This is a genomic window from Pseudomonas sp. zfem005, from assembly GCF_032621735.1.
GTDB classification, from domain to species: Bacteria; Pseudomonadota; Gammaproteobacteria; order Pseudomonadales; family Pseudomonadaceae; genus Metapseudomonas; species Metapseudomonas solani.
Map to the genome: position 1 here is coordinate 1 of NZ_JAVYJE010000010.1, position 21,328 is coordinate 21,328.

The following is a 21,328-nucleotide window of genomic DNA, read 5'->3' on the forward strand; positions in this document are numbered from 1 at the left end:
CTCAGTAGTGAAACGATGCATCGCCGATGGTAGTGTGGAGTTTCTCCATGTGAGAGTAGGTCATCGTCAAGCACCTATACCAAACCCCCGATCTTCGCAAGAAGGTCGGGGGTTTGACTTTGGGCCGTGGAAAAGTTGGTGCGGCGATATAAACGCCTGGCAGAGCGGACGTCCGAGAATGGAAGCCAAGGTGCAATGGCACGGCTCGCAGGGGCGACTTGTAGGGGCGACTTCAGTCGCCAAGAAAGCCCCGGACTGAAGTCCGGGCTACGTCCAGGCTACATCCGGGCTACATCCGGGCTACCGATATGCCGGTCCGCTGCCATTCCCCACCCGTTTCGAACCTGTTAATGGCAAATCGGGTCACAGTCAGGCAGACCCATTGCCGCTGCGCTCGTCTAGAATAGGCGCGAATTCATATGAGCCCCCTGTATGCCTGACTCGGCCGATTCCCGCCCGTTGTCCGAACGCCCTCTTGAGGAGTTGGTCGCCTGCCCGGAGTGCGACTTGCTGATGCATCGTCAGCACGTCGAAGAAGAACACAAGGCCTGCTGCCCGCGCTGTGGCTATGAGCTCATCGTTCACCGTGCCCATATGGAGCGCCGCGCCCTGGCCTTGGTGCTGACCGCATTGATGCTCTACGTCCCGGCGAACTTCCTGCCGATCATGAAGCTCAACCTGCTCGGCCAGACGACCCAGGACACCATCTGGAGCGGCGTACTCGGCCTCTACCACAGCGGCATGGATGGCGTAGCCGTCCTGGTCTTCCTCTGCAGCATGGTCATTCCGCTGCTGAAGCTGCTCTGCCAGCTCGCGGTGCTGCTGTGCATCCGCTGGCAGGTCATGCAGGGGCTTGGCCTGCAGCTCTATCGCCTTTATCACCACATGCGTGAGTGGGGGATGCTCGAGGTCTACCTGATGGGCATCCTGGTCAGCATCGTCAAACTCATCGACATGGCCGACCTGCACCTGGGCGTCGGCCTCGCCTGCTTCATCGGCCTGCTGCTGTCGCAGGTGTGGCTGGAAGTCACCATGTCCCCGCACCAAGTCTGGGATTCACTCGATGCCGGAGGTCACGCCAATGAGAGCGCTTGATGCCGGCATCCTCGTCTGCGGTGACTGCCACCAACTGAACCGCCCGGATCAGGACGACGACGCCCCCGCCTGCACCCGCTGCGGCTCGCGCCTCCATGAGCGTCGGCCCAACAGCCTGATCCGCACCTGGGCGCTGCTGCTCACTGCCACCATCCTCTATATCCCGGCCAATGTGCTGCCGATCATGACGGTGAACTTCTTCGGCAACGGTTCGCCCTCCACCATCATGGAAGGCGTCATCGAGCTGATCCACGCCGACATGCTGCCCATCGCCCTGGTGGTCTTCACCGCCAGCATCCTGGTGCCCACCTTCAAGCTCGTCGGCATCGCCCTGCTGCTTTACTCCGTGCAGAGGCACCAGCCCATGTCGGCCAGGCAACGCATCCTGATGTACCGCTTCATCGAATGGATCGGTCGCTGGTCCATGCTGGATATATTCGTCATCGCCATCCTCGTGGCGCTGGTGAACTTCGGCAACCTGGCCAGCATCGAAGCCAATCCCGGTGCGGCCGCCTTTGCCAGCGTCGTGGTCCTGACCATGACCGCAGCAGTAACCTTCGATCCCCGACTGATCTGGGACAACACCGATATGGACGACGAGAATGGCTGACCTGCCAAAGCCCAAGACGAAGAAAACCACCAACTGGTCGGCCATCTGGGTCCTGCCCCTGATCGCCCTCGGCATCGGCCTCTGGCTGGGCTGGAAGTCGATGAACGATGCCGGTATCGACATCAAGATCTACTTCGAGAACGGCGAAGGCATCCAGGTCGGCAAGACCCAGCTCATGTACAAGGGCATCCAGGTCGGCAAGGTCACCGACCTGCACGTCAGCGAGGACATCAATGGCGTCGTCGCCACGGTCGAAGTGCTCAAGGAAGCCGAGCCCTACCTGAGCAAGGAAACCCGCTTCTGGCTGGTGCGCCCACGCGTGTCCCTCGCCGGTGTCACTGGCCTGGAAACCCTGGTCTCCGGTATCTACATCGCCATCGACCCGGTGAAGGGCGAGCCCGAGCGCAAATACCATGCGCTGTCCGAGCCGCCGCCGCTCTCCGACAACCTGCCCGGCCTGCACCTCACCCTCAAGGCCGAGCGCCTCGGCTCCCTGGAGCAGGGCAGCCCCGTCTACTACCGGCAGATCCAGGTCGGTCAGGTGAAGAGCTACGAGCTGGCCGAAGACCAGCGCACGGTCGAGATCAAGGTGCACATCGAGCAGCCCTACGCCCAGCTCGTGCGCAAACACACGCGTTTCTGGAACGCCAGCGGCCTCAACGTCACCGCCGGCCTGTCCGGGGTGAAGATCCGCACCGAGTCGCTGCTCAGCATGGCCGCCGGCGGCATCGCCTTCGCCACGCCCGAGAACCGCCAGGACAGCCCGCCCACGGATTCCACCATCCCCTTCCGCCTCTACGACGGTTTCGAAGCAGCCGAAGCCGGCCTCAAGGTCATGCTGCGCATGGAAGACGTCAGCGGCCTCAACCCCGGCAACACCCCGGTCATGTACAACGGCGTCCAGGTCGGCACCCTGAAGAAGCTCGACATGGACAAGAACTTCGCCGGCGCCACCGCCGAGCTGACCATGGAGCCGCGCACCGAGGAGTTCCTGGTCGAAGGCACCGAGTTCTGGACGGTCAAGCCCTCCATCTCCCTCGCCGGCATCAGCGGTATCGAGGCCCTGGTCAAGGGCAACTACATTGCCGTGCGTTTCGCCAAGAGCGGCACCCCCACCCGCGAGTTCACCGCCCGCCCCAAGGCTCCGCCGCTGAACACCGATGCCCCCGGCCTGCACCTGGTGCTCACCAGCGACAAGCTCGGCTCCCTCGATGTCGGCAGCCCCATCCTCTACAAGCAGATGCGTGTCGGCAGCGTGCAGAGCTACCAGCTCTCCCGTGACCAGCAACGCGTCGTGGTTGGCGTCCACATCGAGCCGGAGTTCGCCAAGCTGGTGAACGAATCCACCCGCTTCTGGAATGTCAGCGGCGTCAGCATCAAGGGCGGCCTGTCCGGTGTTGAAGTGAAGAGCGAGTCGCTGCAGACCCTCCTGGCCGGCGGTATCTCCTTCAGCACGCCGGATTCCAAGGCCACGCCGGTGACCAAGCCGCGTCGCTTCACCCTCTATGACAACGAGAACCTCGCCCTCGGCAAAGGCACGGTGGTCGAGGTCCGCATGACCCAGGCCGACGGCCTGCGTGAAGGCACGCCCGTGCGCTTCAAGGGCCTGGATGTCGGCAGCGTCGAGCGCATCACCCTGGCCGATGACCTAGGCGGCGTCGTGGTCACCGCGCGCATCACCGAGGCGGCCGATCGCATCGCTCGCACCGGCACCCAGTTCTGGGTGGTCAAGCCTGAGCTCGGCCTGGTGCGTACCGCCAACCTCGACACCCTGGTCAGCGGCCAGTACCTGGAAGTGCAGCCCGCCTCGGCCAAGGGCCCGATGCAGACCAAGTTCACCGTACTCAGCGAGCCGCCGTCGGCCATCGCCCGTGAAGAAGGCCTGCGCATCGTCCTCAGCACCGCACGCCGTGGCTCCATCAAGCCCGGTGTCGTAGTCAGCTACCGCGAGGTCCCGGTGGGCAAAGTGGTGCGTTTCGAGTTGGGCAAGACCGCCGACCGCGTGCTCATCCACGTGCTCATCGAGCCGCGTTATGCCTCCCTGGTACGCAGCGGCACGCGCTTCTGGAACGCCAGTGGCGTGGGCATCGATGCGGGCCTGTTCAAGGGCGTGAAGGTGCGCACCGAATCCCTGGAAGCGCTGATCGAGGGTGGCATTGCCTTCGCCACGCCGGACAACGCCCAGATGGGCGCACCGGCCATCCCCGGGCAGACCTTCGCCCTGCATGACGAACTCAACGAAGAATGGCTGAAGTGGGCACCGAAGATATCCATCGAGAAGTGATCCACCCAGCATGAAAAAGGGCCGCATCTGCGGCCCTTTTTCGTTACTGCGGCTTCAACTCACGCCGGCTCGGCTTCCTCGCTGGCAGCCGGGGTTTGCTGGCTGGCCTGCTCGCGACGCTTGATGAACTTCCAGTCCGCCTCGTCGATATAGATGCCATTGGGGCCGCTGCCCCCTTCCAGGTCGATGGCCACATCGGCCGAAACCTGCGGCTTCACCGACGCCAGGATGGGCGTGAAGCCCAGTTGGGCGCTGGTCTCGATCAGCGCCTGCTGGTTGCGCTCGTCGATGTCCGCCGCCTCGTCCAGGTAGTAGGGGAGGCGGATGCGGCCGGCCTGCTCGCGGTCCATCAGGTGCAGTAGTAGGTACATGTTGGTCAGCGCCTTGATGGTCATGGTGGTGCCGTTGGAGGCGGCGCCATCGATGTCCGTGTGGATGATCGGCTGGCCATGCACCTTGGTGATCTCGAAGGCCAGCTCGAACAGGTCCTTCAGGCCCAGCTGGTTGCCATTGGCGGCTACCAGGCGCGCCAGGTACTCCTTGGCTTCCTCGTTCTTCGCGTCCTGCTCGGAGGATTGCGACAGGTCGAACACCGACAGGGTCTCGCCTTCCTCGTACTGGCCGGCGCTGTGGATGATCTGGTCGATGTGGCGCAGCGCATCCTTGTTCGGCGCCAGCACGATGCGGAAGCTCTGCAAGTTCGACACCTGGCGCTTGTTGATCTCGCGGTTGAACAGCGCCAGCTGGTGTTCCAGGTTGTCGTAGTCGCTACGGATGTTGCGCAGGGTCCGGGCGATGTCGGTGACAGCCGCACGGCGCGCCTTGGCCAGGGTCAAGGCCTCGTCCTGGCGGTGGGCGTAGGCGTTGATCAGCAGTTGCAGGCGACGCTCGGTGTCGTCCTCGCTGTCGAACTTGGCCACGCCCTTCAGGCGTACCTGGGCGTAGAGCGCCTCGATCTGGCCATCGATGCGCTGCAGCGCCTGCCAGGTGTCCTGGTAATCGTTGAGCAGCGGCAGCAGGTTGTCGATGCTGTCGTCCACCGGGTCGGTGAAGGGCGTGCCGAAGGGCAGGTCGGCCGGCAGCAGCTGGCGGCGGCGCAGCGCGTCTTCCAGGGTGCGCTCCTTGGCTTCCAGGTCGGCCAACTGACGGCCCACCAGCTGCAGCTTGGCGGAGAGCTGCTGGACGCGTTCGGTGAAGGCGTCGCTGGAGCGCTTGAGATCATCCTGTGCGGCTTCGCGCTGGGCCAGCAGCTCCATCTTGCCGCCTTCCTCGGCAGACAGCGTCTGCGCCTTGCGGAAGTCTTCCAGGGCCTTCTGGGCATCCAGCACGGCCTGGTACAGCTGCTCGGCCTGGGCCTTGCTCGCGGCGCGGTCGGAGGCGACCGACTGCTGGGTCTTCAGCTGTTTCAGCTCGCGCTCCAGGCGGTCCTTCTGGTCGCGCAGGGCAGCACGGTCGGCCAGGGCCTGCAGGGCTGGCGGTTCGATGTTGGACAGGTCGATATCCAGACCGGGCACCTGGAAGTGCTCGCCCTTGAAGCGGTCGAGAATGGCTTCCAGGGATTTCACCCAGGCGTCTTCTTCATCCAGCTGAATGCCTTTCTCGCCCAGGGGCAGGCTGAACAGCTGGCCGTTGAACAGGCGCATCAGGCGGTCGACGTCGGCCTGGGAGAACTCCTCGCGCAGGCGCGAGTAGCTGTTGTTGTCGGCGTGGTCGAGCTGCTGCTTCACCGACTTCAGGCGTTTCTCCAGGTCGCGCAGGCGCTCTTCCAGGTCTTCCGAGGAGAACTGGCGGGATTGCGCCAGGGCGCCGGCCAGTTCGTCGTGGGCGTCCTTGGCGGCCAGCAACTGCTGCTCCAGCACCTTGATGTCGTTGACTAGGGCGAAGCGGTTCTTCAGCACCGCCAGCTCGCCCAGCCAGCGCTGGATCTCGCTGATCTCGCGCTCCAGGCGCATCAGCTCCTGGGTGCCGCCGCGTTGCTCGTGCTGCAGGCCGTCTTGCTCGTTGCGGTAGTGCTCGGCCTGGATCACCAGTTCCTCGCGGCGAGCGCCGGAGTAGTCGTGCCAGGTGCCCAGCAGGTTATCCAGCAGGGGCGAAAGGCGGTGCAACTTGCCGCGCAGGGTCTCGCGCTGGGTCACGCCGTTGGCCAGCGCCTCCACCAGCGGGCCGGCGGCCACCAGGGCCTGGTAGTCCTGCTCCATGCGGCGCACGTCGCGGAAGGCTTCCTCGGTGGCGGCGATGTAGTCGACGCTGCCCGAGCGCAGGCTGTGCTCGAAGGCATCGAGGAACAGCTGCTTGAGCTTGGCCGCGGTGATCTCGCGCATGTGCAGCAGGTTGATGAACAGCGAACGGAAGGTCTTCAGGCTCTGCTCGCTGGTGGAGCGCAGCGGGATCAGCGTCAGGTCCAGCGGAATGGACGTGTGACCGCCCACCAGCAGGCGGCGCAGTTCGTCCGGCTTCAGCTCGTAGGCCTTGATGCCCTCGCGCTCGAGGTTATTGAACAGCTCGCGCTGACGCAGGCAGGTGCCGTTCTTCTGGTAGTGATCCAGGTCCAGGCTGCCCTGGTAGGCGAAGAACTGGTGACCGAAACCGCCGCCCGGGCCGCGACCGGCAACGCCGATCACATGGGGGCCGTGGGGCAGGGAGACTTCGACCAGGATGTAGCTGGTGTCGGTGGCGAAGTAGAACTTGCGCGACTGCTCCAGGCTGTACTTGCCGAAGCTCATGTCCGACATGCGCGCCAAGATGGGGAACTGCAGCGCGTTGATCGACGCGGATTTACCCAGGTTGTTGGCGCCGTAGACCGACAGCGGGGTTTCCAGCGGGAACAGGCCGAGGCTGTAACCGGCGGTGTTCAGCAGGGCGAAGCGGCGGATGCCATAGCGTTCCTGGCTCATGCGTCCATCTCCTGCGCGGCGCGCTCTTCGGCCATGGCACGGGCCAGGGCATCTTCATCGGATTCAACGGCGGCCGGCTCATCGACCTCCAGCGAGACGATCGGCTCTTCGCCCTCGTCGTCCATCAGCACCGGGGCCTGCAGGGCCAGGTCGCTGCTGTGCAGGTTGGCGGCCAGGTCGCGGTCGTGCTGCACGGCCAGGCATACATCGAGGAAGCGGTGCATGGGCGGCAGGAAGCGGTAGATACCGTTGCTGTCCTCAGCGAAGCCGAGCTGGGTGAGGCGGCGGATGACCTTCTCCTCCAGCTCTTCATGGGTGGTCACCTCGGCCTGCAAGAACAGGTCGCGGTACTTCTCCAGCAGTGCCGGCAGCTCGTCACGGCCGATGCTGCCGCCGTCGAGCACGGAAAGCGGGTCACGGCCCTGGTCGGCCAGGTGTTCCACCAGGATGAAGGTGAACAGCGCCAGGCGCTGGGCGGTCTTGTTCACCTGGGCGCCCATCTGCTCGGGCACGAAGTAATAGAAGCCACGCGGATCACACACCAGCTCGAAGCCGAGGGCCTTGAACAGCGCGCGGTACTGGTCCTGCATGGTGGACAGCTGGGCGTAGCATTCCGGCTCGCTGCGCGAGAGGTGATAGCCCTTGAACAGCTCGCGGAAGATGGCCGAGAGCTGAGTCATTTCGGTGAGATTAAGATGCATGTTTTTCGCTCTTGATGAGGGCGAAGGAGCTCAGGCTGACCTGATGCTCCGCGGTGAGGTAGTCGCGGCGTTCCAGGCGGTCGCGCTGGAAGCGGCTTTCGCGGGAGAGGCGGGAGAACCAGTAGAGCAGCTCGTCGGTGGCGCCTTCCGGTTCCTGCTCCAGCAGCCAGGCCATGAGGTCCGGCAGCGGCAGGGCCTGCTCGCAACGGTCGATCATTTCCCGGGCGGTACGCGGTGCACGCGGCGCTTCGCCACGACGGCCGCCGGAGGCCTTGGGGAAGTGCGCCGGCTTCGGCTCGAAGCGCGCCAGGGCGTAGACATAGGCCTCCACCTGCGAGGCGCTGCCGAGGAAGGTGCTCTGCGGCCGGGTGAACAACGGCAGCGCCGCCTGGGGCACGGCATCCAGGCCCTTCTTGCGGATCACCGACAGCGCCAGGGCGGCACCACGGGTCACGGCATTGTGCCGGCGGGCTTCTTCGCGCAGTGGCAGCAGCAGCTCGCGGGCCTTGCGCAGGGTCAGCTGGGCGGTGGTCTGCATTTCCAGGATGCGCGCGTGGGTGCGCAGCAGCAGGTCGTCGTCCACCAGTTGGCCGAGGCGTTGCTGTTCGCCGAGCAGCTTGAGCAGCACCTGCTCGACGCGGCGCACGCCCTGCTCGAAGGCGCCATCGGCGGCCACCAGCTGGATCATCGGCTCGACGTACTCGTCCCAGGTCGCCAGGACCTCGGCATAGCGCTGGCGCAGGGGAATCTGCCGGTCGCTGGTCTTGGCCCGTTCGGCCACGGCCACCAGGGCCTGTTCATCGTTGTCGAGCTTCTTCAATACATCGCGCACGCGCATGTCGAGCAGGCGCAGCTGGCGCGCCAGGTCGTTGCCGTCGCGGATCTCGAAGGCTTCCTGGATGTAGCCGGCCAGGCGCTCCAGGTGGCGCAGATAGGCTTCGATCTCCAGGCACAGGCCGAGGCGGTGCTCACGGCGCAGGTAGGCGAGGAAGTCGTGGATCTGGGCGTTCAGCTCGAAGCGGTTGGGGCTCTTGGCCACCGGCACCAGGATGTCCAGACGGATCCACTGGTCGAGCAGCGCGGTAACGTCCGTGGGCGTGCCCTGGGGCAACTGGGCCCCGAGCTGCAAGCGCAGCTCGGCCAGGCTCAAGGTGCCGGCATCGAAGCGCTCGCACAGCGGCTCCAGCAGCGCCCAGTGTTCGGCGAGGGCGCGCAAAACGCGTTTGGGTTCGATCATCGGGGGAGACGGTCCCTGCCTAAGGAAAAAGACGCGATTGTACTGCATGACCGCCGGCTCGACTCAGCCCGAGCTGATCAAAGGACGGCTGGTTCGCACGTCGGCGGACGGGAGGGATGGAGCGCATGGAAAACGGCCAGGCAACGCCAGGGTTTGCGCCGCCGCGGCAGGCTCAGCTCTGGCGGAACAGCCCGATCAGGTGGTCGGCGATGGCGGCCTTGATGGCGTTGACGTTGAGCTGCGAGGTATGGCCCAGGCGCTCGGTATTGATGCGGTGCAGGTGCAGCGAAGGCATGCGTGCCTCGTATTCGCGCAGGTCGCCCTTCACCAGCACCGGCAGGAAGTGGTCGTTCTTCGCCTGGTAGCGCTGGATCAGCAGCTTCAGGCCTTCCTGGAACGGCAGCTCGCGTGAAGCGGCCAGGCGGTGCTCACCGGGGATCTTCAGGTACAGGCCGGAATAACCCATGGTCTCGCCGGGCAGGATGTGGATGCCGGTGGGCTCCACCGCCTCGGGCGGGATTTCATTGAAGGTGTCGTGCCAGGCCTGCTCGTCGGGGAGGATGGTGATGCTGCCGTGCTCTTCCTCCGGCACCACGAAGCTGTAGTTGCTGTAGAGCTTCTCGACATAGCCGGAATAGACACACAGGCGGTTTTCGAAACGCAGCAGGAAATCGATCGCCTGCTGGCGGTCGGTAATGGCATCCAGGTCCCAGGCGAGGTCGCTCTGGTTCTGCAATTCGTCCCAGTGTGAATCGGAATCGGCTTTGGAGTTGGCGTTCATGGACTCGGTCAATACGGCATCTGATCTGTAACAAGGCAGAAAACATGCCAGGCAATTCAAGGGCTTGGAATGGGGCTGGAGCGTGCTCCAGCTCACATTCGACATTCTAGAGCGGTCGCAATCTGACGAGGATGGTCACTTGTCGGACGGATGCAGGAAATTCTGGAGGCAGGTGCGCACGAGGTGGACTCATGCGCACCTGTGAGGGGGGAGCCTTGACCGCTTAGGGGATTAAGGTCACTGCCACGGTGGAACCATTGGAATAGGTGTTGTTGAAGGATTCGAAGGTGGTGCAGAAGGCGTTCTGCTCAAGAATAGGTTGAAAGCCCGGGCCGCTCTGACGAACTGCTACATAGTCGAAATAAGTGACCCCATTGCGAACGAAGCTAGAGGCTCTAGTGAGGGGGAAGTAGTAATCCCCCAACTTCACTCCCGACACTTCATCTGCGGTTCTTAGCATTAGATTGCACATCAGATCTGCTTCAGGGATGGGGACAAATGACGAGATTTTGATCATTCGAGCCAAGGTCAGTCCCTGAATACCGGTTTGGCCGGCCAGGCTTCCCGTTGACGGGGCCTCACTGGAGTAACCAATAAACGTTGCATTGAGCGCACTCATATCAGCGGGGGCACCGTCGTAGGGGCTGTAGTTGACGACGTCATAAGTAATCAGCTTTCCAATCGTGATAGTGCCGCTCATCGGTGCCGAAGGGGAGGCGGCCGGATAACTCTGCTTTGCCATTTGAGCTATCTGACGCTCAATCAGGGACTGGCTTTGGGGGGAAGCCGCGAAGGCGATAGGTGGCAAGGTTATGAGCAGAGATAGCAGGATTCTTTGAATAGACATTGCAACGACTCCTTGTTTTATGGAGCCGGCAGTGGACCAGTTGCCCCGCTTCACGCCCAGCTATCCAAAGGCTGGCGGACAGGAGGCCGCGCCTGCTCGGCGTGTCGACCAACCTGAAGCTAGGGGCGGCGTACGAGGTGTGGATTTGGGTAACAACCGCATCGGCGAGCCGAGAGCGAACTTCAAAAATCCCACCTTTTTCCCGCCTATGGGTCGGGCCCTTATGGCGGACGCTTCCCTATAGTGGCATCACGTAATCGAGCCGCCAGTGCTCGGCCATAATTATAAGAAGTAGAGGGAACTCGCCATGCGCCTGACCCGCAGTCCCGCCAAACGCCTTTTCCTCGTGCTCGCTACCAGCCTGCTGGCCGCCTCGGCCCAGGCTCGCATGGAGGCGCTCGATGACGCGGAGCTTTCCAACGTCACCGGGCAGGCCTTCATCAATCTGACCACCGACGCCAATGCCGGGATCAACTACACCCGCATCAACCTGGGCGTCGATCTCGATACCCAGCTGAACATGAAGAAACTGCAGCTGGGGCAGTACAACGACAGCGTCACCCGGCCCGGTGAGGTCGCCGGTTCGTCGGACATCCTGATCAACAACTTCGCTCTCGGTACCGTCAATGCCGACAACTCGATCAACCCGTTCCGCATCTCCAATCCCTTCCTCGAACTGGCCTACTCCGGCAACAAGGTGGTGGGTGTGCGCATCGGTTTCGGCGAGGCCAAGGGCGTGTTATCCGGAGATATCCAGAGTCTGACCGGGAACATTCCCGTGCATATCAAGGGGACAGGGCAGGCAATCTACGATAAGTCGAACTTCATACAGCAAAGTGCGCTGTTTCTTGCGGGGGTCTATACGTCCAGCGTCGTAGAGGCGGATGCCAACCTGGTGACTTCGGGGGGGAGCCTCGATCCGGTACGAGGAACGATGGCGGGGATCAAGAACGGTGACGGTCTCAACTGTACATCTGGCTGCGCGGGGGGGTGGACTGACGCATTGCTTGGGGCTTTTGCTTCGAATAACTGCAGCATTCTCGGTATCCAGACTTGCTTCAATCTGTCTCAGTTCCAGTCGCTGCCGGTGGGTAACACAAGCAACATGACCAATATGGAGGGAGCGGCCAAGGGCTTCTTCATCTCCCTGCAGACCCAGGACGTAGCCTGGCGTGATATGGACAGCAACGCCTTCATGACCGCTCTCAAGGGCGCCTTCATGAACATGCCCAAGTACCGGGACGCCAACGGCAACCTGGTTTCTCCGATCAATATCGACTTCAACCAGGCCTTCAACGGTATTCCCCGGCAGGACACCTGCCTGGGCTCCGCCACCAAGGGGTGCTGAGCATGAGCCGGGTTTCGATCGCAGTCCTGCTGGCCCTGGCGGCTTCGGTTGCCCAGGCCGAGCTCAGGGCGCTGGATGACGAGGAGCTGTCCAGCGTCGACGGCGCCGGCATCGGCTTCGTGCTGGACAAGGTGCTGCTGGATGCCAGCAACGCCACCATCACCCTCAACGACATCAATAACGGCAGCGGGCAGAACGTGCCCATCGCGGTGAAGGAGTTCTACCTCGGCGCCATCGGCAGCAACAACGGCGCCAACCTCAATGCCGTGACCATTGGCCGGCTGGACCACCCCTTCGCCCTCAACCTGGCCCGCGGCGAGACCCTGCGCACCCTCAACGATGCCGGCCAGTGGGTGCAAACCACCCCCAACGGTGTCTCGGTGCTGGAGTTCATGTTCCCCGAGCGCCTTACCACGGGGGGCTCGGCCTGCATCAGCGGTTACTCCACTGGCGGCAACACCTGCTCCAGCCGCGCCACGGAGAAGGTCGACCTGGGCATCCGCTTCGACTTCCAGGTCGCCGCCGGCCGCACCGACGTGCTCAACCTGGATATCTCCGAGCTGGCCATGGACGGGTCCTACCTGCGTCTCTGGGGCGACAAGGCCAAGAGCCAGATGGTCGGCGAGATGCGCATCAACCTGTTCGCCAAGAGCATCCAGCTGATGTCCTGCGCGGCAGGTAGCGCCAGCTGCACCACCGCCGAGCAGCAACGTGACCGCACTATCTTCATGAGTGGTGCCTACGCCACCGTCGCTCTGGGTTACGGCAAGAGCCAGCCACTGCTGTTCGATGTCAGCAGCAACGGCCAGTTCGTGCTGGAGCTGCAGAACCCCACGGCTTCGGGCACCACGGCCGCCCAGAAGCAGGCGCTGGCGGACGACTTCTACGCCAACGCGCCGCGCACCAGCATCATCTTCAACAACCTCAAGGTGGGCACCGGCAACTTCAGCACTGGTGGCTACAACTTCGGCTACAACGAGATCGGCGGCCTCAGCATCAACTACCTGAAGGTGACCAGCCATGACCTCTAGACTCCTCCCACTGGTCCTGCTGCTTGCCGCCGGTTGCGCGCAGGCCGAGCTCAAGCCCATGGCGGATGCCGACCTCAGCGCCACGAGCGGGCAGGGTGGGGTCTACCTTTCCGGCGAGTTCAGTATCAACAAGGGCGGCGGCGTGCTCTGGAGCACCCCGGCCACCAACAACGCCGCGCAATGGACCATCGGCGAGCGCAGTTGCGCCACGGCGGGCTCCAGCACCCCGGAAAGTTGCGGCATGCGCATCGCCATCCGCACCGAGGCAGCGGGCGGCTGGTACGTGCTCGACAATCTCAAGGGCGTGTTCAGCTTCGAAGGCCTGACCCTGCGCACCCGGCTGATCAACGACAGTGCCGCCGGCTTCAACCAGGACGTGATCGAGCTGGGCCTGCCCAACAACGTGCGCTTCAAGGACGGCAGCTTCGCCTTCGCCGTCGCCAACCAGGGCGGCTGGCGCAACAAGGTGGGCACCACCGCCAATGGCGGCGACTCCACCTTCCAGCAGACCAACATCTTCTCGGCGAAGATCGACGGCGACATCCGCATGCAGGGCAGCGTGCTGGTCTTCCCCAAATAACAAGGAGCAGGGCGATGCGTGCAGTTGCGTTGTTCGCGGTACTCCTCAGCCCCCTGGCCCAGGCCATGCAGGCGCTGGATGACACGGCGCTGTCCGACGTCACCGGGCAGGACGGCATCAGCCTGGAAACCACCAGCGCCGGCTGGTCGGCCAGCAACATCAGCTACAGCGAGGACGGCCAGAGCCTCAACCTGCGTGGCGTCAGCAACCAGCCGCGCAGTGGCTCCAGCATCACTTCCACTACCAAGGTGGACGTGGTCAACCAGCGCCTGCAGATCGAGCACGCCAGCAGCGCCCAGGCGCTCAGCGTCACCAATATCGAAATGGGCGGCAGCACCAAGAGCTTCGGTTCCCTACGCGCCTTCTACACCCTGGGTGCGACGCTGAAGATCAAGGGCGGCGGCGCCAGCGGCGTCACCGGCATCTCGGTGGACGACAGCCGGCTCTCGCTTTCCGATGTCACCTTCTATTACCGCGACAACGGCTTCGACCTGATCGTCAAAGGCATGAGCCTCGACGCCTACCTGAACAACGCCTACATCGACATCGTCAGCGGCGGAGATGGCCAGGCAGTACGCCTCGACCTGGGCAACTCGCGCTTCGTCGCCGCCATCAATGGCATCGGCCTGGACCTGGCCCATGGCGACCCCACTGCATTGCCGGTGACACCCGATGCACCGGACCTGCGCGACCCCAATGCCAGCAAGAGCTTCGGCAAGCTCAACATGGACCTGCGCCTGGGCGGCAGCGTCAGCATCTCCAGCGGCGGTGCCAGTGGCTCGGGCCTGCGCATCCGGCCCGACGTGAACATCGTCAACAGCCTGTTCCAGTACCAGGACGAAGGCATCCTGCGTGCCGAGAATTTCTCCGGCACTCTGCGCAGCCTCTCCGGCCTGACCCTCGACCTGATGCAGGACGCCAACGGCAGCTTCGTCCAGGTCGCCTTCGCCGATCTCAAGCTCAACGCCACCCTGGGCGGCCTGATCATCGGCAACCCCACCAACCAGAAGCTCGGCAGCCTGGGCATCGACCTCAACTTCGTCGACGACGGTGCGAAGAAGAACATCTTCAAGCTGCGCCCAGGTGGCGACCCCAACTCGGGCCTCAAGGGCATCACCGCCGATGTCAGTTGGAACATGGCCAACAGCTCGGTCTCGCTCACCGATAACGGCAACAGCATGTGGTTCAGCGGGCTGCGCACCAACGGCACTGGGCAGGTCACCCTGGACATCACCAAGAGCTGCGCGGCCGGCGCCTCCACCTCGTGCTACGCCGGCACCCAGAGCGACATGAGCAAGGGCAGCTACAGCGGCCACTTCGATGGCCTGCGCCTGGGCCTGAACAACGTCAAGGGCAGCTACAGCTTCGATGGCCTGCGCGTGGGCAGCGCCAACGCGCCGCTGCAGGGCGGCACCGAGTTGCTGGTGCTGATGGAGATCTTCCCCGCCTACGACTTCACCCTCAACGGCCAACTCACCCTGCAGCCGGGCGGCAGCAGCGGCTCGGGCATCAGCTACAACGCCGACTTCTTCATCACCGACGCCCGCGCCGCCATCACCGTGGACGAGACCGGCAAGGGCCTGTGGCTCTCCGGCACCCGCTACGACATGCACTTCCGCGACGGCTCGGTGGACGTCAGCAACAACGGCGTCGAACTGCGCAAGGGCACCTACTGGTCCAACCTCGATGTCGCCGACCTGCGCTGGGGTGACCGCGCCACCGGCACCAGCCTCGGCCGGCTGGTGCTCAAGCGCTACGAACAGGGCTCCACCCTGGCGCTCAGCTCCGGCGGTGCCGGTGCCCTCTGCGTGGGCGGCAGCGGCTCCACTTCCAGCGCCTGTTCCGCCAGCGGCGGCCGCTGGGAAGACCGTGGCAACGAGGGCGTCTCGGTCAAGCTGAAGAACGTCTACGTGCGCGATACCGCCATCGACAGCACGGTCAATGGCGTGGCCACCGACGAGAAGCGCAACCAGGTGATCATCGAGACCGACCGCGTCAACGGCGTGAACGGCACCGGCAGCCAGCTGGTTGTGGATAACTTCTACACCTCCGACGGCAACCCCAAGGACCCCAACGCCAACACCTACGGCCTCAACGCCGACCTCAACCTCGACGTCGCGCCGACCAAGGTCTGCACCAAGAACGGCAGCACCTGCACCGCCGTTACCCCCGACCCGCTGGGCTTCGCGGTCAACGGTCGCATCCACTTCAAGGAAGTGAACATCGACCGCATCCAGCACGTGCACCCCACCGGCGGCGCCGTCACCTCCATGTACGGGGTGAAGCTGCAGAACGCCGATATCCGCGCCAACCTCACCGCCACGCCGATCAACTGAGCCGCCCGCCCGGCGGCGCCTTCCGCGCGCCGCCCGTGCCTTCCCGCCTCGCGCGTTTCGCGCCACAATTCGTCATCCGTCGTCGCGGCCACAAGCTGCGGCGTCTTTAGCCAGCGCCCCGGCCGCATCCACGGTGGGGACATGAGGAGTGACCACAATGAACAATAACGATCGCGTCATCATTTTCGACACCACCCTGCGGGACGGCGAGCAAAGTCCCGGCGCCTCCATGACCCGGGAAGAGAAACTGCGCATCGCCAAGGCCCTGGAGCGGCTGCGCGTCGACGTGATCGAGGCAGGCTTCGCCATCGCCAGCCCGGGGGACTTCGAAGCGGTCAAGGCCATCGCCGACAGCATCAAGGACAGCACCGTGTGCAGCCTGGCCCGTGCAGTCGAGGCCGACATCGAGCGCGCCGCCGAAGCCCTCAAGGGCGCCAACTCCGGGCGTATCCACACCTTCATCGCCACCAGCCCCATCCACATGCAGTACAAGCTGCGCATGCAGCCGGACCAGGTGGTGGAGCAGGCCGTGCGCGCGGTGCGCCACGCGCGCAACCTGTGCGCGGATGTCGAGTTCTCCTGCGAGGACGCCGGGCGTTCGGAAATCGATTTCCTCTGCCGCATCATCGAGGCGGCCATCGACGCCGGCGCGCGCACCATCAACATCCCCGACACCGTCGGCTACGCCATCCCGCACCAGTACGCCGAGACCATCCGCCAGCTGCTGCAGCGCATCCCCAACGCCGACAAGGCGGTGTTCTCCGTGCATTGCCACAACGACCTGGGTCTGGCCGTGGCCAACTCCCTGGCGGCGGTAGCGGTGGGTGCACGCCAGGTGGAATGCACCATCAACGGCCTGGGCGAGCGCGCCGGCAACGCCGCGCTGGAAGAGATCGTCATGGCGATCAAGACCCGCGCCGACATCCTCGGCGTGCACACCAGCATCGACACGCCGCACATCCTCGCCACCTCGCGCATGGTCTCCGGCATCACCGGCTTCCCGGTGCAGCCGAACAAGGCCATCGTCGGCGCCAACGCCTTCGCTCACGAATCGGGCATCCACCAGGACGGCGTACTCAAGCACCGCGAAACCTACGAGATCATGTCCGCGCAGTCCGTCGGCTGGCACACCAACAAGCTGTCCCTCGGCAAGCTCTCCGGGCGCAACGCGTTCCGTACCCGCCTGGAGGAGCTGGGCATCCAGCTGCCCGGCGAGGCCGAACTCAACGCCGCCTTCGCCCGCTTCAAGGTGCTGGCTGACAAGAAGCACGAAATCTTCGACGAAGACCTTCAAGCCATCGTCTCCGACAGCCTCGGCGAGGAAGCGCCGGAGCACTTCCGCCTGGCCCACCTGGAAGTCGTCTCGCGCACCGGCGAGGTGCCCCACGCGCGGCTGGTACTGAGCATCGGCGGTGTCGAGCGTGAGGCCAGCGCCGACGGCTCCGGCCCGGTGGACGCCACCTTCAAGGCCATCGAAAGCCTCGCTGCTTCGGCCGCCAACCTGCAGCTGTATTCGGTCAACGCCATCACCCAGGGCACCGACTCCCAGGGCGAGGTGACGGTGCGTCTGGAAAAAGCCGGACGAATCGTCAACGGCAACGGTGCGGATACCGATATAGTTGTCGCTTCCGCCAAGGCCTATCTCAACGCGCTGAACCTCATGCAGGCCGGCGTACGCAAAGCCCATCCACAGGTAGCTGACGTTTGATCCAAGAGCTCCGTCGCCGCGCTTATCTCGATGCCATGCAGGTCGCCACCTGGCTGCCGCGCACGGTATTGCCCTTCGCTGCGCCTTCGCGCCCCGAGCTGCTGGTGCAGCCCGAGGCCGCGCCGAAACCTGAACCGACGCGGGTGCACACTCCCGCCGCTGCCACGACCCAGGCCAATCCGGCCGCAGCCGAGGCACCGGTGCAGGCACCCACGAGACCGAAGATCGAGGTACCGCGCCCCGGCACCACGCCGCGCGTAGCGGTTAATCCCGAGCCGACGGCGGAGCCCGCCAATGAAGCGACCCCGGAGCCGGTGAAAACCGCTCCGGTGGCGCCACCGCGTTTCTCCCTGCAATTGCTGCGTGCCGGCAGTTGCCTGTTACTGGTCGAACTGCCCACCGGCGAAGGCTTCCAGAGCCGCGACCCGGCCTACCTGCTGCTCAAGGACCTGCTGCGTGCCGCCGGCCTGCCGGATGCGCCACAGATGATCGGTGAGCCGGTGCGCTGGCCGCTGCTGGTGCGCGGCAACATGGACCAGGGGCCAGACGCTGCACGTGATTTCCTCCAGGGCTTCGTCGCTGCACGCATGGAAGAAGGTGCCGGTTGCAGTTGCCTGTGGCTGGTGGGGTTGCCGGCGATCCGCTTTGCCGGGGAAGCCGACGCTGATGCCTACTGCCGCGAACTCCAGGTCGAAGGCCTGGGCGCTGCCTGGGCCGTGCCCGGCCTGGAGCTGCTGATGGATGAGCCCCAACGCAAGGCCGAGCTGTGGCAAGCCATGCGCCGGGTGACGCGACGCTGGAAGTCCGCTGAATGACCGATGCCGTTTCCTTCCGCCGGATGACCGAGGCGGATCTCGATGCAGTGCTCAAGATCGAATACGCCGCCTTCAGCCATCCCTGGACGCGCGGCATCTTTGCCGACGGCCTGAAGTCCTACGACTGCTGGATCATGTTCGAAGGCACCCAGCAGGTTGGCCACGGGGTGATCAACGTGATCATCGATGAGGCGCACCTGCTCAACATCACCGTAAAGCCGGAAAGCCAGGGGCGAGGGCTGGGCTTGCGCCTGCTGGAGCACCTGATGCAGCGCGCGCTGGAACTCAAGGCCGGCGAATGCTTCCTCGAAGTGCGTGCCAGCAACGAGTCGGCCTACCGGCTCTACGAGCGCTATGGCTTCAACGAGATCGGCCGGCGCCGGGGCTACTACCCGGCGGTGGGTGGCCGCGAGGATGCCCTGGTGATGGCCTGCACCCTGCTGGACTGAAAAATGCCTGCGCTCGACGACGTCCCTAGAAGCTAGCGGGCACGCCGGGCGTAGCGGGGCTGCTCTTCCTCGTGCAGCTCCTCTTCCTCGTCACCGGTGACGCTGAGGTCGAAATCCCGTGACAACGTGCCGCTAGGCTTAGCCAGCGGCTCATCGGTCTCATCCTCCAGCAGCTCTTCCGGCGACAAGTCGAAATCCTTCGGCGGGTGCGGTGTGCCGCCCCGGGTCAGGCCGGCCTCACGCAACTGACGCGGCGGGAACTCCTCCACCGGGCCGCTGCCGGCAGGCGCTTCGGTCAGCGACTTCTCCGGGGCCTTGGGATCGTGCTCCTCGTCCGTTGCGGGGTTATTGCGGGTCGGGTCTGGCTGGCTCATGGCGTGGCCTCCACGCTGTGGCTATGGAGGGTGGACGGCCGCCACGCGGAAAGATTCCCCCCATTTGCCCCGATCCGTCGGCCAGTCTGGCATTTACGGCCATTTTCCGACTTCTGGTACCGGCGTACCCTTTTGCCACCATCAGGCGAGGAGGTCGCCATGCAGCAAACGGACGTGATCGTGGTCGGGGCGGGTATCTCGGGGCTGACCGCCGCCTGGCGCCTCGCCTGTGCCGGCAAGCGCGTGCAGGTGCTGGAGGCCAACGAGCGGGTCGGCGGGCGCACCCTCAACCATGGGTTATCCACAGGCGATGTGGTGGAGCTGGGTGGCCAGTGGGTGGGCCCGACCCAGGACCGCATCCTCGGGCTGCTGGGCGAGCTGAATCTCTCCACCTTCCCGCTGTGGAACCAGGGCGACAACCTGACCTTCTTCGGCGGCCGGCTGAAGCCCTATCGCGGCACCATCCCGCGCTTCTCGCCGCTGGTGCTGCTGGATGTACTGCAGGCGCAGATGCGCTTCGAGCGCCTGTCACGGCAGATCCCCCTGGATGACCCGGCCCGCCACCCGCGTGCGGAAGAATGGGACTCGATGACCTTCGCCGAGTGGATCCGCCGCACCCTGAAGACCGCCCAGGGGCGCAAGGTGTTCGAGCTGATGAGCGGCGCCGTGTTCGCCGCCAGCCCCCACGACCTGTCCTTCCTTCATGTGCTGTTCTACGTACAGGCCGGCAGTGGTTTCGACTGCATCCTCGGCGTCGAGAACGGCGCCCAGCAGGACCGTATCCAGGGCGGCTCGCAACGTATCTGCCTGGAACTGGCCGCGCGTCTGGGCGATGCGGTGCGCCTCGGTCAGCCGGTGCGGGCGCTGCGCCAGGATGGGGAAGGCGTCGAGCTGCTCACCGACAGCGGGCGCTACCAGGCCGGGCGGGTGATCCTCGCCGTGCCGCCGACCCAGCTGTTGAGAATCACCCAGGCGCCGTTGCTGCCCGGCTGGCGAGACCAGATGCTGCAACGCCAGCCCCAGGGCGCCTCGATCAAATGCATGGCGCATTACCAGCGGCCTTTCTGGCGCGAGCGCGGGCTCTCCGGCCAGGCCACCAGCGAAGTGGGGCCGGTACGGCTGACCTTCGACAACAGCCTGCCCGGCTCCCCTGGCGGCGTGCTGTTGGGCTTCATCGAGGGTGACGAGGCGCGGCACTGGTCCATGCGCAGCGAGGACGAGCGTCGCGCCGTGGTGCTCGAGTGCTTCGCTCGCTACTTCGGCCAGGAGGCATTGGCGCCCCTGGAGTATGTGGACAAGTGCTGGGCCGATGAGCCTTTTGCCCGGGGCTGCTACGCCGCCTGTTTCCCGCCGGGGCTATGGACCACGGGGGCGGCACGCCTGCGCGAGCCCCATGGGCGCTTGCACTTCGCCGGTACCGAAACCGCCACGCGCTGGATGGGCTATTTCGACGGCGCCGTGGAGGCGGCCGAGCGTGCGGTAGCGGAAGTGCTGGCGGCGGGCTGAGCCGCTGTGACGGCGCGCGGCGGGCGCTTGTCAAAGCCTGGCACCCTCCGTAAGGTGCGCCGGCCATAAGAATGAGGAGAAGACCGATGAGCGACCTGCAGCAGCTGTTCGACAACAACGCCCGCTGGGCCGAGAACATCAAGGAACGTGACCCTCAGTTCTTCGAGAAGCTGGCCAAGCAGCAGGTGCCCGAATACCTGTGGATCGGCTGCTCCGATGCCCGCGTGCCGGCCAACGAGATCGTCGGCATGCTGCCGGGCGACCTCTTCGTCCACCGCAACGTCGCCAACGTGGTGCTGCACACCGACCTCAACTGCCTGTCGGTGGTCCAGTACGCAGTGGACGTGCTCAAGGTGAAGCACATTCTCGTCACCGGCCACTATGGCTGTGGCGGCGTGCGCGCGGCCATGCAGGACGTGCAGTTCGGCCTGATCGACGGCTGGCTGCGCACCATCCGTGACCTCTACTACGACCAGCGCGAGCACCTGGCGCAGTTCACCAGCGAGGAAGAGCGCGTCGACCGCATGTGCGAGCTCAACGTCATGCAGCAGGTAGCCAACGTCAGCCACACCTCCATCGTCCAGAACGCCTGGCACCGTGGGCAGGAGCTGTCCGTGCACGGCTGCATCTACGGCATCAAGGACGGCCGTTGGAAGAACCTCAACGTCACCGTCAGCGGCATCGAGCAACTGCCGCCGCAATACCGCCTGCGCCCCTTGGGCCAGGGCTGAC

General features: G+C 64.7%; 18 protein-coding genes. 12 read left to right on the top strand and 6 right to left on the bottom strand.

The genetic code is table 11. From position 1 onward, the window contains the following. Positions 1-432: 432 nt before the first annotated feature. The 3 genes from RTW82_RS21685 to RTW82_RS21695 are packed head-to-tail and all read left to right on the top strand — an operon-like array spanning position 433 to position 3,989. Positions 433-1,095 carry a paraquat-inducible protein A gene (locus RTW82_RS21685; RefSeq protein ID WP_043246328.1) on the top strand — a complete coding sequence of 221 codons (663 nt, stop codon included), beginning with the start codon at positions 433-435 and terminating at the stop codon, positions 1,093-1,095. Beyond that, positions 1,082-1,705, top strand: coding sequence for a paraquat-inducible protein A (locus RTW82_RS21690; protein WP_043246326.1), 624 nt, complete (start codon positions 1,082-1,084; stop codon positions 1,703-1,705). The genes RTW82_RS21685 and RTW82_RS21690 overlap by 14 nt, the downstream gene beginning before the upstream one ends. Next, positions 1,698-3,989, top strand: coding sequence for a PqiB family protein (locus tag RTW82_RS21695; RefSeq protein ID WP_271659041.1), 2,292 nt, complete (start codon positions 1,698-1,700; stop codon positions 3,987-3,989). Before RTW82_RS21690 ends, RTW82_RS21695 begins: the two co-directional genes overlap by 8 nt. Before the next feature lie 59 nt (positions 3,990-4,048). Here RTW82_RS21695 and mksF read toward each other — a convergent pair whose 3' ends face one another. The 5 genes from mksF to RTW82_RS21720 all read right to left on the bottom strand — a co-directional run bounded on the left by mksF (position 4,049) and on the right by RTW82_RS21720 (position 10,449). Next, positions 4,049-6,883 (bottom strand): Mks condensin complex protein MksF, encoded by a 2,835-nt coding sequence (mksF, locus tag RTW82_RS21700; protein WP_316926444.1) that lies wholly within the window; start codon positions 6,881-6,883, stop codon positions 4,049-4,051. Continuing rightward, the gene (gene mksE / locus RTW82_RS21705) at positions 6,880-7,584 is read right to left on the bottom strand and encodes an Mks condensin complex protein MksE (protein ID WP_263404474.1); all 705 of its coding nucleotides are present in this window, start codon (positions 7,582-7,584) and stop codon (positions 6,880-6,882) included. The genes mksF and mksE overlap by 4 nt, the downstream gene beginning before the upstream one ends. Next, positions 7,574-8,821 (bottom strand): Mks condensin complex protein MksB, encoded by a 1,248-nt coding sequence (gene mksB, locus RTW82_RS21710; protein WP_184487340.1) that lies wholly within the window; start codon positions 8,819-8,821, stop codon positions 7,574-7,576. The genes mksE and mksB overlap by 11 nt, the downstream gene beginning before the upstream one ends. A gap of 172 nt (positions 8,822-8,993) precedes the next feature. Then, positions 8,994-9,602, bottom strand: a complete 609-nt coding sequence (locus tag RTW82_RS21715) for a hypothetical protein (protein WP_021220394.1) — start codon at positions 9,600-9,602, stop codon at positions 8,994-8,996. Between the two features lie 223 nt (positions 9,603-9,825). Next, the gene (locus RTW82_RS21720; protein WP_316926445.1) at positions 9,826-10,449 is read right to left on the bottom strand and encodes a hypothetical protein; all 624 of its coding nucleotides are present in this window, start codon (positions 10,447-10,449) and stop codon (positions 9,826-9,828) included. 307 nt (positions 10,450-10,756) lie between these two features. Here RTW82_RS21720 and RTW82_RS21725 point away from each other — a divergent pair, with 307 nt between their 5' ends. The 7 genes from RTW82_RS21725 (at position 10,757) to rimI (ending at position 18,716) form a co-directional block, all read left to right on the top strand. Further along, positions 10,757-11,797, top strand: coding sequence for a DUF6160 family protein (locus RTW82_RS21725; protein ID WP_316926446.1), 1,041 nt, complete (start codon positions 10,757-10,759; stop codon positions 11,795-11,797). Positions 11,798-11,799: 2 nt separating this feature from the next. After that, positions 11,800-12,828 (top strand): hypothetical protein, encoded by a 1,029-nt coding sequence (locus RTW82_RS21730; RefSeq protein WP_316926447.1) that lies wholly within the window; start codon positions 11,800-11,802, stop codon positions 12,826-12,828. Then, positions 12,818-13,408 carry a DUF6160 family protein gene (locus RTW82_RS21735; protein ID WP_271659035.1) on the top strand — a complete coding sequence of 197 codons (591 nt, stop codon included), beginning with the start codon at positions 12,818-12,820 and terminating at the stop codon, positions 13,406-13,408. Before RTW82_RS21730 ends, RTW82_RS21735 begins: the two co-directional genes overlap by 11 nt. Before the next feature lie 14 nt (positions 13,409-13,422). Continuing rightward, the gene (locus RTW82_RS21740) at positions 13,423-15,744 is read left to right on the top strand and encodes a DUF6160 family protein (RefSeq protein ID WP_316926448.1); all 2,322 of its coding nucleotides are present in this window, start codon (positions 13,423-13,425) and stop codon (positions 15,742-15,744) included. 157 nt (positions 15,745-15,901) lie between these two features. Continuing rightward, positions 15,902-17,452 carry a 2-isopropylmalate synthase gene (locus RTW82_RS21745; protein ID WP_316926449.1) on the top strand — a complete coding sequence of 517 codons (1,551 nt, stop codon included), beginning with the start codon at positions 15,902-15,904 and terminating at the stop codon, positions 17,450-17,452. Beyond that, positions 17,449-18,267, top strand: a complete 819-nt coding sequence (locus RTW82_RS21750) for an energy transducer TonB (protein WP_316926450.1) — start codon at positions 17,449-17,451, stop codon at positions 18,265-18,267. Before RTW82_RS21745 ends, RTW82_RS21750 begins: the two co-directional genes overlap by 4 nt. Then, the gene (gene rimI, locus RTW82_RS21755) at positions 18,264-18,716 is read left to right on the top strand and encodes a ribosomal protein S18-alanine N-acetyltransferase (protein ID WP_021220402.1); all 453 of its coding nucleotides are present in this window, start codon (positions 18,264-18,266) and stop codon (positions 18,714-18,716) included. The genes RTW82_RS21750 and rimI overlap by 4 nt, the downstream gene beginning before the upstream one ends. 32 nt (positions 18,717-18,748) lie before the next feature. Here rimI and RTW82_RS21760 read toward each other — a convergent pair whose 3' ends face one another. After that, positions 18,749-19,090, bottom strand: coding sequence for a hypothetical protein (locus tag RTW82_RS21760; protein ID WP_263404483.1), 342 nt, complete (start codon positions 19,088-19,090; stop codon positions 18,749-18,751). 159 nt (positions 19,091-19,249) lie between these two features. Here RTW82_RS21760 and RTW82_RS21765 point away from each other — a divergent pair, with 159 nt between their 5' ends. Together RTW82_RS21765 and can are read left to right on the top strand one after the other, a co-directional pair. Next, positions 19,250-20,596, top strand: coding sequence for a flavin monoamine oxidase family protein (locus tag RTW82_RS21765; protein WP_316926451.1), 1,347 nt, complete (start codon positions 19,250-19,252; stop codon positions 20,594-20,596). Between the two features lie 86 nt (positions 20,597-20,682). Next, complete coding sequence (gene can, locus RTW82_RS21770; RefSeq protein WP_316926452.1) at positions 20,683-21,327, top strand: carbonate dehydratase; 645 nt, start codon at positions 20,683-20,685, stop codon at positions 21,325-21,327. The last annotated feature ends 1 nt before the right edge of the window (position 21,328 follow it).